The organism is Mesorhizobium sp. CA12 (assembly GCF_020165255.1).
GTDB lineage: Bacteria > Pseudomonadota > Alphaproteobacteria > Rhizobiales > Rhizobiaceae > Mesorhizobium.
Map to the genome: position 1 here is coordinate 417,269 of NZ_JAIUHT010000001.1, position 13,075 is coordinate 430,343.

At 63.6% G+C, this 13,075-nt stretch carries 14 protein-coding genes; 8 read left to right on the top strand and 6 right to left on the bottom strand.

Annotation, left to right across the window (positions count from 1 at the left end; translation table 11 throughout):
- The first annotated feature begins 21 nt into the window (after positions 1–21).
- The gene (locus tag LB520_RS01950; protein WP_224636239.1) at positions 22–1,551 is read left to right on the top strand and encodes a peptidoglycan DD-metalloendopeptidase family protein; all 1,530 of its coding nucleotides are present in this window, start codon (positions 22–24) and stop codon (positions 1,549–1,551) included.
- 109 nt (positions 1,552–1,660) lie between these two features.
- Here LB520_RS01950 and LB520_RS01955 read toward each other — a convergent pair whose 3' ends face one another.
- Positions 1,661–2,551, bottom strand: a complete 891-nt coding sequence (locus LB520_RS01955) for an NAD-dependent epimerase/dehydratase family protein (protein ID WP_224636240.1) — start codon at positions 2,549–2,551, stop codon at positions 1,661–1,663.
- A gap of 111 nt (positions 2,552–2,662) precedes the next feature.
- Here LB520_RS01955 and LB520_RS01960 point away from each other — a divergent pair, with 111 nt between their 5' ends.
- The gene (locus LB520_RS01960) at positions 2,663–3,484 is read left to right on the top strand and encodes a helix-turn-helix domain-containing protein (protein WP_411969848.1); all 822 of its coding nucleotides are present in this window, start codon (positions 2,663–2,665) and stop codon (positions 3,482–3,484) included.
- Between the two features lie 10 nt (positions 3,485–3,494).
- On the opposite strand, the gene LB520_RS01965 is transcribed toward LB520_RS01960, so the two are convergent.
- On the bottom strand, positions 3,495–4,367 hold the full coding sequence (locus tag LB520_RS01965; protein ID WP_140840456.1) for an ATP-binding protein: 873 nt from the start codon (positions 4,365–4,367) through the stop codon (positions 3,495–3,497).
- A 267-nt stretch (positions 4,368–4,634) separates the two neighbouring features.
- Between LB520_RS01965 and yajC the strand changes: the two genes are divergently transcribed.
- The 6 genes from yajC to LB520_RS01995 all read left to right on the top strand — a co-directional run bounded on the left by yajC (position 4,635) and on the right by LB520_RS01995 (position 10,312).
- Positions 4,635–4,973 (top strand): preprotein translocase subunit YajC, encoded by a 339-nt coding sequence (gene yajC / locus LB520_RS01970; protein ID WP_095765024.1) that lies wholly within the window; start codon positions 4,635–4,637, stop codon positions 4,971–4,973.
- A 54-nt stretch (positions 4,974–5,027) separates the two neighbouring features.
- Positions 5,028–7,568 (top strand): protein translocase subunit SecDF, encoded by a 2,541-nt coding sequence (gene secDF / locus LB520_RS01975; protein WP_224543651.1) that lies wholly within the window; start codon positions 5,028–5,030, stop codon positions 7,566–7,568.
- 28 nt (positions 7,569–7,596) lie between these two features.
- A complete protein-coding gene (locus tag LB520_RS01980; RefSeq protein ID WP_224636242.1) occupies positions 7,597–7,986 on the top strand; it encodes an Mth938-like domain-containing protein in 390 nt (129 codons plus the stop codon).
- Positions 7,987–8,859, top strand: coding sequence for a phytoene/squalene synthase family protein (locus LB520_RS01985; RefSeq protein ID WP_411969849.1), 873 nt, complete (start codon positions 7,987–7,989; stop codon positions 8,857–8,859).
- Positions 8,860–8,936: 77 nt separating this feature from the next.
- Positions 8,937–9,362: a hypothetical protein gene (locus LB520_RS01990; protein ID WP_095765027.1), complete on the top strand. Its 426-nt coding sequence runs from the start codon at positions 8,937–8,939 to the stop codon at positions 9,360–9,362.
- Complete coding sequence (locus LB520_RS01995; protein WP_224636243.1) at positions 9,362–10,312, top strand: sterol desaturase family protein; 951 nt, start codon at positions 9,362–9,364, stop codon at positions 10,310–10,312. The genes LB520_RS01990 and LB520_RS01995 overlap by 1 nt, the downstream gene beginning before the upstream one ends.
- A 10-nt stretch (positions 10,313–10,322) precedes the next feature.
- Here the strand turns inward: LB520_RS01995 and LB520_RS02000 are convergent, their stop codons facing one another.
- The 4 genes from LB520_RS02000 to LB520_RS02015 all read right to left on the bottom strand — a co-directional run bounded on the left by LB520_RS02000 (position 10,323) and on the right by LB520_RS02015 (position 12,991).
- The gene (locus LB520_RS02000; protein ID WP_140840448.1) at positions 10,323–10,841 is read right to left on the bottom strand and encodes a hypothetical protein; all 519 of its coding nucleotides are present in this window, start codon (positions 10,839–10,841) and stop codon (positions 10,323–10,325) included.
- A 3-nt stretch (positions 10,842–10,844) separates the two neighbouring features.
- Positions 10,845–12,254: a methylenetetrahydrofolate--tRNA-(uracil(54)-C(5))-methyltransferase (FADH(2)-oxidizing) TrmFO gene (trmFO, locus tag LB520_RS02005; RefSeq protein ID WP_140840446.1), complete on the bottom strand. Its 1,410-nt coding sequence runs from the start codon at positions 12,252–12,254 to the stop codon at positions 10,845–10,847.
- Positions 12,255–12,658: 404 nt separating this feature from the next.
- On the bottom strand, positions 12,659–12,799 hold the full coding sequence (locus LB520_RS02010) for a DUF1127 domain-containing protein (protein WP_071031998.1): 141 nt from the start codon (positions 12,797–12,799) through the stop codon (positions 12,659–12,661).
- Positions 12,800–12,850: 51 nt separating this feature from the next.
- Positions 12,851–12,991 (bottom strand): DUF1127 domain-containing protein, encoded by a 141-nt coding sequence (locus LB520_RS02015; RefSeq protein WP_095765031.1) that lies wholly within the window; start codon positions 12,989–12,991, stop codon positions 12,851–12,853.
- Positions 12,992–13,075: the final 84 nt, after the last annotated feature.

Below are 13,075 nucleotides of genomic sequence, written 5' to 3' on the forward strand. Positions count from 1 at the left end.
GGGTCTGTGCGGGTTAGTGCGATGCAATTCAATCACTTGAAGGCAAACAGACGTAATCTGGCGCGCGGTTGCGCTGTCCTGATGATTGCCGGCGCGGCGGCCGGGTGCAGTTCCCAGTCGATGCGCTTCAACGGTGTCGACGACGTGTTCACGTCGTCCACCAACAATCAGCGCGCCATCATAAACAAGCAGAATGTCGACCAGCCCTATCCGGGCGACACGGTCGCGCCGGCGCCGGTCGACGGCACCCACACCCAGTCGGTGAGCCGCTCGAGCCTCGAGCCGGTCACGGCGCAGCAGCTGCCGCCGCCCTCGCAGCCTGCCGCCGCGCCGGCCAGGCCGATGCGCACAGCGTCAGCCCCCGCCCTTGCTCCGGCTCCCGCGCTTGCCCCCGCACCACATGTCGACAGGACGACCACCAACACCGTCGCGCCGGCCAAGCCGTTCAAGACGGCCGAGCCCGACGCCGTGCGCAACGCCAGTGCTGCCCCGCATGCGACCGAAATCGTGGTCAGGGACGGCGAGACGCTTTCGGGCCTGGCGCAGCACTATCACGTGCCTGCCGATGCCATCGCCAAGGTCAACGGGATCGATCCGAAGAAGGGCATCCGCAGCGGCCAGAAGATCGTCATTCCCGCCTATGCCTATTCCAGCAAAGAGCCGAAGGTAGCCGAGGGCAAGCCGGTGAACACGCCGAAGCAGCCTGCCGGCGCGCCGGAGAAGGTCGCGGTGCTGCCGCAGCAGCCGAAAATCAAGGACGGCAAGTCGGCCGCTCAGGTCGATACGTCGGCCGCGACCAGCGGCTCGAAGAACCCCAAGCCAGCGGCGCAGAGGGCCGAGGCCAAGCCGGCCGGCGCCGGCGGCTCCTACACGGTACAGCAGGGCGACTCGCTGTCGTCGATCGCCAGGAAGACCGGCGTCGGCGTCGTGGCGCTGAAGCAGGCCAACGGCATGCAGGACGGCCTGCTCAAGATCGGCCAGACGCTCAAGGTTCCGGCCGGCGGCACGGTCGCCGTTGCCGCGGCAAAGCCCGCGGCCACCAAGCCGGCGGTCGATCCGGTGACGACGGCAACGACGCCGCCGGCGGCCAAGACCACCGAGACGCTCGCCTCCTATACGCCGCCGAAGAAGGACGCCAAGGTCATCCAGCAGGCCGAGGACAACGATGCGGTGGCACCCGACGCGACCGGGATCGGCAAGATGCGCTGGCCGGTGCGCGGCCGGGTCATCTCGGGCTTCGGCTCCGGCAAGGACGGCGTCGACATAGCGGTGCCGGAAGGAACGCCGATCAAGGCGGCCGAGAACGGCGTCGTCATCTATGCCGGCGACGGCCTCAAGGAGTTCGGCAACACCGTGCTGGTGCGGCACGAGAACGGCCTGGTCACCGTTTATGGCCATGCAAGCTCGATCGAGGTGCAGCGCGGCCAGAAGGTCAAGCGCGGTCAGGAAATCGCGCTCTCCGGCATGAGCGGCACCACCGACTCGCCCAAGCTGCACTTCGAAGTGCGCAAGAACTCGGCCCCGGTCGATCCGAGCGGCTACCTCGAATAGAACAAGAACCGTTTGCGGGCCGCCTGACCTCCAGTCCGGCCCGCCGTCTTCAGCCCGCTCCGCAAGGAGCGGGCTTTTCAGATTCGTGCAACATGCCTGCCCGCAAGGTTCAGAGATAATCACGGAGCGTATCGGCGATCATCTCTTCAAGGCTGCTGGCCTTCACGCCAAGAAGTGTCTCCGCGTCGGAGCTATCAACGAGCAAGGGGCTCTCGAAGAGGTACCGCATCTCGACGAGCTCATGCATGCCAAGGGCTTCCATCTCGGGGACGGAATAGGAGCGTGTCTCTGGGGTCTCGTGTCCGAGCATAGCCGCGGTTTTCCGGATAAGCTCGCGGGGCGAGGCGTATTGCGAAGGAACATGAAACGCCCGTCCCCATTCACCCGTGTAGCGGGAGGCCGCGACAAGCGTGCTCGCGACGTCCTTGGTGAAGGCCCAGGCATGAGTTGCGTCGAGGTCCCCAATGAAGGCGGTGGGCTTGCCTTCGATAATGGAAGGCAGCGCGACCAGCGAGAAGTAGCTGATCGCGCCATGTCCGAGATAGTCGCTGGACCGCACTTCGATCGCCGGCACACTGGCGCGGACCGCCCGCTGCCACATGATGGTCCTGGCGGTTCCCTTCTTCGAAGTCGGGTCTAAAGACATGTCAGAGCGAAGCGGGCGGTCGGCATGTCCCCCATAACCATAGAGGTTGCCAAGCACGACGAGCTTCGCGCCGACGGCTTCCGCCGCGCGCACGGTGCCGTCGATTATGGGGAAAAAGTCGGTGGGCCACCGATGATATGTGGCCATGGCGCACATGAAAATGGCATCGGCGCCTCGGCAAACGCGTGACAGCTCCGCGGCGTCCGTGGCGTCAGCCCGTATCGTCCGCACATTCGGCAACGCGTTCGAACCGACGCTTCGGCTTGTGAGCACGACATCGTGTCCTTCTTCGCCAAGACGACGAGCCGTCTCGCGCCCAACGGGGCCCGCGCCGACAACAACATAGAAACTCATTGCAACCTCTCTTCCAAGCTTGATGGAGAGGCGTGAGTACGAGTTCACGGCGTTGAAAATCGCGCGGGAATTGCCAAATCTTGGACAGGTTCCGCCATGAATCGAGAGAGCATGCCTTCGCAATTCGAGCCGGCCCGATCCTCGTCCGACGTAGCAATGGTCTCCCGCCGTGTTGAAGCAGGCGTCCATCGCCTGTCCCGGGCGCCACACCATCGCATCATGGTGCATGCAAGCGCGGCAACGCGCTCCTACTGCAACCAGGTTGGGCGATATTTCGTCAGGCGCGCCGGCGATATCGACCTGGTGCCGGCTGGGGAGGAGGGCGGCTTCGACGCCGAAACCCCGTTCGATACGATCGAGATCATCTTGCAGCCGGCCTTGATGGAAAGGGTCGCCGCGGAACTGGGCGGCAGGGCGCGAGCGTCGCGGCTCGACACGCGCCATTTGCTTCGTGACCAGCGCATCGAACATCTCGCCCAGGCGCTGCAGAGCGACCTCAATGCCGGCGCGCCGAGCGGCCCTTTGTTTGCCGACAGCATCGGCGCCGCCCTTGCGGTGAGGCTGCTCGGTCTCGATGGGCCGGACAGGGTTCGAGTGAACCGGTTGTCGGATGCGCAGCTCAAGCGGGTTCTGGAACACATCGAGACCGCTCTCCACGAGCCGCTTTCGATTGACCGGCTGAGCCGGGTTGCCGGCGCGAGCAGCTCGCACTTGCGGACATGGTTCAAGGTGGCGACGGGCGTCACCCTGCATCGCTACGTGCTGCGACGCCGCGTGGAAAGGGCGCGCGTTCTGCTCAAGCAAGGCGATCTGAGCACGAGCGAGGTGGCAGCATTGACGGGCTTCGCGCATCAGTCACATCTGGCGCATTGGATGCGCCGCGAAATCGGCCAGACGCCGCGCGACTTGCGACGGACTATCTCGCCCAAGTGACATTAACGTTTCAATCCTTGAGCGGCTTGCCGAGCCTCCCGGCGAGGTCCTGCGTGAATTGCCAGGCGACACGGCCGGAACGGCTGCCGCGCGTGGTTGCCCATTCCAGTGCCTCCGCGCGCAGCTGCTCGGGGTCGATCGCCAGATCGTGGTAGCGGACATAGCCGTCGATCATGTCGAGATATTCGTCCTGCGAGCATTTGTGGAAACCGAGCCACAGGCCGAAACGGTCGGAAAGCGAGACCTTTTCCTCGACCGCTTCCGAAGGGTTGATGGCGGTGGAGCGCTCATTGTCGATCATGTCGCGCGGCAGCAGATGCCGCCGGTTGGACGTGGCGTAGAAGATGACGTTGCCGGGCCGGCCCTCGACGCCGCCTTCGAGCGCCGCCTTCAGCGACTTGTACGACGTGTCGTCGTGATCGAAGGAAAGGTCGTCGCAAAACAGGATGAAGCGCCAGGGGGCGGCCTTCAGGAGACCCATCAGCTTGGGCAGTGTGTCGATGTCCTCGCGGTGGATTTCGATCAACTTCAGCGGCCGCTCGAGCTTGTCGGATGCGTTCACCGTGGCATGCACGGCCTTGACCAGGGACGATTTGCCCATGCCGCGCGCGCCCCACAAAAGCACGTTGTTGGCCGCATAGCCGGACGCGAAACGCTCGGTGTTGTCGAGCAGGATGTCGCGCACGCGGTCGACGCCGCGGATCAGGCCGATGTCGACGCGGTTGACCTTGCGCACCGGTTCCAGGAAGCCGGGGTCTGCCTGCCACACGAAGCAGTCGGCAACACCGAGATCGGTCTGAGGAACCGGCGGCGGAGCGAGGCGAGCGACTGCCTCGATCAGGCGATCGAGTTTCTTGTTCAATGCGTCCAGGCTGTCGGTCATATCAGGTCTTTTTGTTTAGGCATTTCAGCGTGTGGGAGCAGCTTCCATGACATCGCTGCAAGAACCAGGTCCAAGCTTTTGTTGGAGCATGATCTTTTCGGTGGCCTCGAAGCCGCTTCCGCTGCGACGCTCTAGCACGCCGCAAACGGCTGGAAAAGCAACGGATCGGGCTCGCAGCGCAGTTGCATTGGCAAGTTTACCGACTATATTCCGGCCAAATTTTCGCGGGGCCGCCGCAGCGGTATTTCACCATCCAGGAGTTTCTTGATGTTCGTTACACCGGCATACGCCCAGGGCGTCGGCGCCTCGCCAGACATGTTGATCTCGATTTTGCCGTTTGTCCTGATTTTCGTGATCATGTATTTTCTGATCATCCGGCCGCAGCGTGCGCAGTTGAAGAAGCGCCAGGAAATGCTGTCGGCGGTGCGCCGCGGCGACACGGTGGTGACCGGCGGCGGCTTCGTCGGCAAGGTGACCAAGGTGATCGACGACAACGAGCTGGAGATCGACCTTGGCGGCGGAACCAAGGTGACGGCGCTGCGCTCGACGATTTCGGACGTGCGCGTCAAGGGCGAGCCGGTGGCGAACCAGAACGCCAAGAAGTAATCCTAACCTCGATGGCGGAACGCTGCCGCTTGTACGCCTGAACGGATAAAACGAATGCTCTATTTCTCGCGCCTGAAGATGATCCTGATCTGGCTCGCGGTGGCCGTCACAGTGATCCTCGCCGCGCCCAATCTCTTCCCGGCAAGCATGCTGGCGCAATTGCCGAGCTGGGTGCCGAAGCGGCAGATGACGCTGGGCCTCGATCTTCAGGGCGGCTCGCACATCCTGCTGCAGATGGATCAGAACGACCTGATCAAGGATCAGCTGCAGACGACGCGTGACGAGATCAGGACGCTGCTGCGCGACGCCAAGATCCAATATACCGGCCTTGGCGGAACAGGCCGAACCGTGCAGGTGCGCATCAACGATGCGAGCCAGGTCGAAGCCGCCAAGACAGCGCTGAAGCCGATAACCAACCCGGTCACAGCCGGCCTCTTTGCCGGCGGTTCCGTGCAGTCGATGGCGCTGGACGATTCCGAGCCTGGGCTGTTGAAGTTCACCGTCACGGATGCGGGCATCAAATATCGCACCACGACCGCTCTCTCGCAGGCGATCGAGGTGGTGGAGCGACGCGTCAACGCGCTTGGCACGACCGAGCCGATCGTGCAGCGGCAGGGCGACGACCGCATCCTGGTCCAGGTGCCCGGGCTCCAGAACCCGCAAAGGCTCAAGGACATTATCGGCCAGACCGCCAAGCTGACGTTCCAGATGGTCGACACGTCAGTGCCGGTCCAGGACGCGATGAAGAATCGCCCGCCGGCTGGCGACTCGGTCCTTTATTCGCAGGACGACCCTCCGGTTCCTTACCTCGTCGAGAACCGCGTTATCGTCTCGGGCGAAGACCTGTCGAATGCGACGCCGACGTATAATTCACAGACCAATGAGCCGGTGGTTTCGTTCACCTTCAATTCCCGCGGGGCGACCAGGTTCGGTCAGGCGACCCAACAGAATGTCGGCAAGCCGTTCGCCATCGTGCTCGACAACCAGGTGATTTCGGCACCGGTGATCCGCGAGCCGATCCTTGGCGGCAGCGGCCAGATCTCCGGCAATTTCACGACCGAGAGCGCCAACGACCTCGCCGTCTTGCTGCGCGCAGGCGCCCTGCCGGCCAAATTGACGATCATCGAAGAGCGTACGGTCGGCCCGGGCCTTGGTCAGGACTCCATCCACGCCGGCAAGGTGGCTGGCGTGATCGGCTCAATTCTCGTCGTCGCCTTCATGTTCGTCGCCTATGGGTTCCTCGGTTTCCTGGCCAACATCGCTCTGGCCGTGCACGTGGCAATGATCGTCGGCGCGCTGTCGCTGCTCGGCGCCACGCTGACCTTGCCCGGCATCGCCGGTATCGTGCTCACCATCGGCATGGCGGTGGACTCCAACGTCCTGATCTATGAGCGCATCCGCGAAGAGCGGCGCAACGGCCGTTCGGTGATCCAGGCGATCGACACCGGCTTCTCCAAGGCGCTGGCGACTATCATCGATTCCAACGTCACCTCGCTGATCGCCACCGTGGTGCTGTTCTGGCTGGGCACAGGGCCAGTCAAGGGCTTTGCGATCACCTACGCGATCGGCATTCTGACCACGGTCTTCACGGCCTTCACCTTCACCCGCATGCTGGTGTCGATCTGGCTGCGCCGCGCCCGGCCGAAGGAACTGCCGCGCGCGCCGGTCACCTTCATTCCGCCGGGCACGAAGATCCCGTTCATGGGCATCCGCCGCTGGACCTTCGCTCTCTCCAGCACGTTGTCGATCCTGTCTGTCGTCGGGTTCCTGACACTTGGCATCAACTACGGCATCGACTTCAAAGGCGGCTCGATAATCGAGGTGCAGTCCAAGAAGGGCGATGCCGATCTCGGCGACATCCGCAACAGGCTGTCGGAGCTCAATATCGGCGAGATCCAGGTGCAGCAGTTCGGCGCGCCGAACGACGTGCTGATCCGTGTCGGCACGCAGGATGCCGGCGAGAATGCCGAGCAGACTGTGATCGACAAGGTGCGGGGCGAACTGCAGGACCAGTATGACTTCCGCCGCGTCGAGGTGGTCGGGCCGACGGTCTCAGGCGAGTTGGCCAAGCAGGGCACGATCGCCATGCTGATCGCGCTGGCGGGCATCCTGCTCTATGTCTGGTTCCGCTTCGAATGGCAGTTCGCCGTCGGCGCCATCGTGGCCACGGTGCACGATGTGGTGATGACGATCGGCTTCTTCGTCTTGACAGGGCTGGAGTTCAACCAGTCGTCGCTGGCGGCCATCCTGACCATCATCGGCTATTCGCTGAACGACACCATCGTGGTCTATGACCGCGTTCGTGAGGATCTGCGAAAATACAAGAAAATGCCGCTGCCGCAGCTCTTGAACAATGCCATCAACGAGACGCTGTCCAGAACCACGCTGACCTCCGTCACCACCTCGCTGGCGCTGTTGGCACTGGTGCTGTTCGGCGGGGAGGTGATCCGTTCCTTCACGCTGGCGATGCTGTTCGGCGTGGTGTTCGGCACCTATTCGTCGATCTTCATCGCCGCGCCGCTGCTGATCCTCTTCAAGCTGAGGCCGCAGGCCTCGGCTGAGGAGCCGGTGAACGGCAAGGCGGTGGCGACCTGACGCCGTTTCGGCATCATGTTCTAGAGCCATGGCCAAAGGCATCATCATCCGCGAGGCGCATTTCCCGGGCAAGGCGCCGATCGAGGCCTATGGCAATGGCGGCTTTCGCTTTGCCGATATGTCGCATCGCGGATCGCTGCTCGTCCTGCCGTCGGGCATCCATGGCTGGGAGCCCGCCGATCCGCTGGCGCTGAAGGCCACGGATTTCGACAAGCTGTTCGCCGAGGCCGGCAAAGTCGAGATCCTGCTGGTCGGGATGGGCAAGGAACTGCGGCCGCTGCCGGCGGCGCTGCGAGCCGCGCTCAAGGAGGCCGGGATCTCGGCGGATCCGATGTCGACGGGAGCGGCGGTGCGGACCTACAATGTGCTGCTCGCCGAAGACCGCGCCGTGGCCGCGGCGCTGATCGCCGTCGATTGAATGGCCGGCAGGTCCAAGATCATCAAGAATGGCGACATCGTCATGGGTGCGGTGCGCGCCGTCGACCATGACCGGTATCTGTCGGCGCTTTACGCGCCGGCCGACAAGCGCGACGCGCTGCTCGCGCTCTACGCCTTCAATGCCGAGATCGCCGGCGTGCGCGATCGCATCCATGAGCCGCTGCCGGGCGAGGTCAGGCTGCAATGGTGGCGAGACGTCATTTCCGCCGAAGGGGATGCCGAGACAGGCCACCCGACCGCCGATGCGCTGCGCGCGACGATCGCCGCCTGCCGGTTGCCGAAGGCTGCTTTCGAGAACATGCTCGAGGCGCGCATCTTCGATCTCTACGACGACCCGATGCCGTCGCGGACCGATCTCGAGGGCTATTGCGGCGAGACGGCCGCGGCGCTGATCCAGCTTGCGGCCATGGTGCTCGATCCCGCCGCGGCGCCCGGCTTTGCCGAACTGACGGGCAGGGCCGGCTGCGCGCAGGCGATCACCGGCCTGTTGTTGCTTCTGCCGCTCCATCGTCGGCGCGGACAGTGTTTTGTGCCCGCCGACATCCTTTCGGCGGCCGGCACGACGCCGGAAGAGTTCGTCAAAGGCGAAGGCGGGGCAGCCGCCGAGCGCGCGGTTGCGGCGATGATTGCGCTGGCGCGCGAGCATCTCAACGCCTTCGAGAAAGGTGCGCCAGCGCTTCCCGTTGCGCTGCGGCCCGCCTTCCTGCCGCTAGCGCTGACCGATGCCTATCTCGACAGGATGGAGAAGACGGGCAGGTCGCCGCTCAGTGCGACGGCAACGCTCTCAACCTTGCCCCGGCACTGGCTGCTCTTGCGTCATGCGATGCGGGGCTGGACGCCCCCTTTGACGTAAACGTCAACCGTGCTAGGGATTCCGTCCATCTGGACTCGCGTCGAAGAAATGCGGGCCGCCGGAGGAGCCGTCTTTCCATGAGCCTGCCAGTCCTGGTCGTCCTTGTCGTGTTCGGCATCGCGCTGTCGGTCGCGGCCGTGCATTTCACCGGCGGCACGACGACCGCGACGCTTGCCGGCGCCGATCATGCGCTCGCACGCTTTGCCGAGGATTTTCCCGACGAAAGACCGGGTTCAATACGGCTGACAGCCGACAGCCATGCCGCGTTTCTCGATCTTGGCCCGCAGCGCTGCGGCATCGTCCGGAGCATAGGCGATTGTTTTCTGACGCGCATCGTCACGCCCCACGACATTCTGGCGCTGACTAGGGAAGGCAATGTGGTCTCGCTGCGGCTCAATGATTTCACCTGGAAAGGCGGGCGGTTTGCTTTTGCCGACGAAGCCGGCGCGCTGGCCGTGGCGGCGGCATTGCAAAGCCATGATCGGATCCGGGAGGCGGCGTGATGGACGAGTATAATTTCCCGCAGGTCACCCAGCTTGCGATCCCGTTCTTCGTCGCGGCGATCCTGATCGAGCTCTGGCTGGTGCGCACCGGCCGCGCCAGGGGATCGTTCGAAACGCGCGACACGCTGACCAGCCTGATGATGGGGACCGGCAATGTCGTCGCAGGCTTGCTGCTCGGCGTCGTGTCCTATTGGGCGCTGCTGTGGCTGTGGCAATTCCGCTTCTTCAACCTCGGCCTGTCGATCTGGGTGTTCGTCGCCGCCTTCCTGCTCGACGACCTGCGCTACTATGTCTATCACCGCATCGCGCACCGGGTGCGATGGGTGTGGGCCGAGCACGTCAACCATCATTCCAGCCAGCACTACAATCTCTCGACGGCGCTGAGGCAAAGCTGGACAGGGCTGTTCACCTTCACCTTCATCCTGCAGGCGCCGCTGGTGCTGCTCGGCTTCCATCCTGCGGTGATCGCGTTCGTCTTCGGCTTCAACCTGGTCTGGCAGTTCTGGATCTACACCGAGACGATCGGCAAGACGTGGGGCTGGTTCGAATTCATCTTCAACACGCCTTCGCACCACCGTGTCCACCACGCCACCAATCCGCGCTATCTCGACGCCAATTATGCCGGCACGCTGATCGTCTGGGACCGCATGTTCGGCACCTTCGTCGAGGAATTGGAGGAGGACCGGCCGCGCTACGGCATCGTAAAGAACATCGGCACCTTCAATCCGCTGAAGGTTGCGTTCCACGAATGGATCGGCATGTTCAAGGATGCGCTGGCGCCGGGGCTGACGCCTGGTCAGCGTGTCAACTATCTCATCCAGCCGCCAGGCTGGAGCCATGACGGTTCGCGCGATACGTCCGAGACGCTGAAGTCGGCTTATGTGCGAAGGAATCCGGGAGAGGCGGGCAAGCCGGGGTTGCCGAGGACAGGCGCGGAGCCGGCGGAATAGTTGGAAATCACTAGCTGATGCGCTGACCGGAGCCGAGATAGCGTCCTGATTCACCGCCCATCGCATCGGTGAAATTGGCCTCCAATTCAACCTGCGCGTCGACGACCGCCGGTGTCTCTGAGGGCGGAGGTTCGGATCTGAAGCTGGCGCACACGTACACACCGCGGGGGTGCGACGGGTCCAGCCGGGCTTGAATTGTCCAATACGAAGAGAGCGAATAAAGCGTCTTCATGAAATCGACGAGGATCTGATCGGTGTAGGGGCCTGGGACGCGCTTTAAGGCAATAATCCTCTTCAGCCTCCGGTCCCGGTTCTTGATGTAGCGTTCGTTGTCGTACAGCCAGCCGTTGCCGCCATGTGGCTGGCCGATCAGCGCTTCGAGCGCTGGGATATGAACCTCGCGCAATTTTTGGAGGCTCTTGCAGCGAATATAGACGCTCCAGACAATCTCGTAGCCCCCCGCGAAGGGTTCTTCACTTGCCGGCAAACCCGGCGGCAGGAGCTGAGGCAACCTGGAGACGGCAGCCATAAGTTACTCGGCCGCCTCGGCCCGTGCGGGCAGCCCCAACCATGCCCTGCAATCGGCCAGAGCGCGCGAGGTGATGGCATGGCGCTTGGCGACGGTCTTGTCCTTGCCGCGCAGGCGCTTGCCTTCGGTCTTCGGCGCCTCGACCGGCGGAAACAAGCCGAAATTCACGTTCATCGGCTGGAAGGAGCGCTTGCCGGGCTCGTCATCCGAGACGATATGACCGCCGGTGATGTGGTTGAGCAGCGCACCGAAGGCGGTGGTCGAGGGCGGCAGCGATAGCGCCTGGCCGAGGCGTTCGGCGGCGGCGAAGCGGCCGGCGAGCAGGCCGATGGCGGCGCTTTCGACATAGCCTTCGCAGCCGGTGATCTGGCCGGCAAAGCGCAGGCCGGGGCGCGATTTCAGCTGCAGCGAAGGATCGAGCAGCGTCGGCGAGTTGATGTAGGTGTTGCGGTGCAGGCCGCCGAGACGCGCAAAGTCCGCGTTCTCAAGCCCAGGGATGGTGCGGAAGATGTGCACCTGCTCGGCATGCTTCAGCTTGGTCTGGAAGCCGACCATGTTGTAGAGCGTGCCCAGCGCATTGTCCTGCCGGAGCTGCACCACCGCATAGGCCTTGACCGACGGATTGTGGACGTTGGTCAGCCCCATCGGCTTCATCGGCCCGTAGCGCAGGGTCTCGACACCGCGGTCGGCCATCACCTCGATCGGCAGGCAGCCGTCGAAATAGGGCGTGCCTTCCCACTCCTTGAACTCGGTCTTTTGGCCGTCGAGCAGCGCCTGGACGAAGGCGAGATACTGCTCCTTGTCCATCGGGCAGTTGATGTAGTCCTTGCCGGTGCCGCCTGGACCGACCTTGTCGTAGCGCGACTGGAACCAGGCTGTGTTCATGTCGATCGTGTCGAAATGCACGATCGGCGCGATGGCGTCGAAGAAGGCGAGCGCATCGGCGCCGGTAGCTTCGGCGATCGACTGCGCCAGCGAAGGCGCCGTCAGCGGGCCGGTGGCGATGATCGCCTGGTCCCAATCCTCGGGCGGCAGCCCCGGCACTTCCTCGCGCTGGATGGTGATCAGCGGATGCGCCTCGATCCTCGCGGTGACCGCGTCGGAAAAGCCGTCACGGTCTACTGCCAGCGCGCCGCCGGCCGGCACCTGGTTCGCATCGCCGGCACTCATGACCAGCGAGCCGGCAAGCCGCATTTCGGCGTGCAACAGGCCGACAGCGTTGTTTTCGGCGTCGTCGGAGCGGAAGGAGTTGGAGCAGACCAGCTCGGCCAAGCCGTCGGTCTTGTGCGCGTCGGTGCCGCGCACCGGGCGCATTTCATGCAGCACGACCGGGACGCCGGCTTGCGCGATCTGCCATGCGGCTTCGGAGCCGGCGAGGCCGCCGCCGATGACGTGTATGGGATTTTTGCTCATGAGCGCCGGAATAATCGCTTGGGGACGCGATTGCAATTGCCGGCCGAGAACGCAGGTGGCCGGTGCCTGCGCCAGAAACAACAACACCCGCCGGGGGAGGAGGTCCGGCGGGTGTCGTTTTGGGGGTCGATCCTCGGGAGGAGGTGAAGATCGACCATATTCGTCATCGCCGGGGAGGAGGTCGGCTTTGACGAAATCTCTTTCGCCCTTGAGGACGAAAATTCTTTTCGCCTTTGAGAAGGGGCGAAGCCTTCGAAGACGAACTGCGTTCGCTTCGGGAACAACGCCCGCCGGGGGAGGAGGTCCGGCGGGCGCCGTTTTGGTGGTCAACCCTCGGGAGGAGGTGAGGGTTGGCCGTATCCGTCAGGGTCGGGGAGGAGGTCGACCCTGGCGAAATGCCTTGCTTAGATCGCCTTGCGGGCGACCATCTTGATCTCGTCGCGAACGATGCCGAGATCGTGGAGCTGGCGGTTCGAAAGCCGACCCAGCTCAGCAACGGTGTCGCGATAGACGCGCCAGTTACGATAGCTGCGGATCAGGTTCATTGTCTTAACTCTCTTCAAAACTGGTTCGGACCATTTGCGGTCCGAAGCGGATTAGACCGCCTTGCGGGCGACGTAGTGGATGTCGCTGCGGCTGATGCCGAGGTCGGTCAGTTCACGGTTCGACAGGCGGTTCAGCTCGGAGACGGTGTCCCGGTAGCGGCGCCAGTTGCGGTAGTTGCGGATCAGGTTCATGGTAGTTCTCGTTTCGTCTTTAACTTCGGATCATTCCGTTTGTGTACGAACAGAAAATAGGTGGGATCATATCGGTTTAAAAGT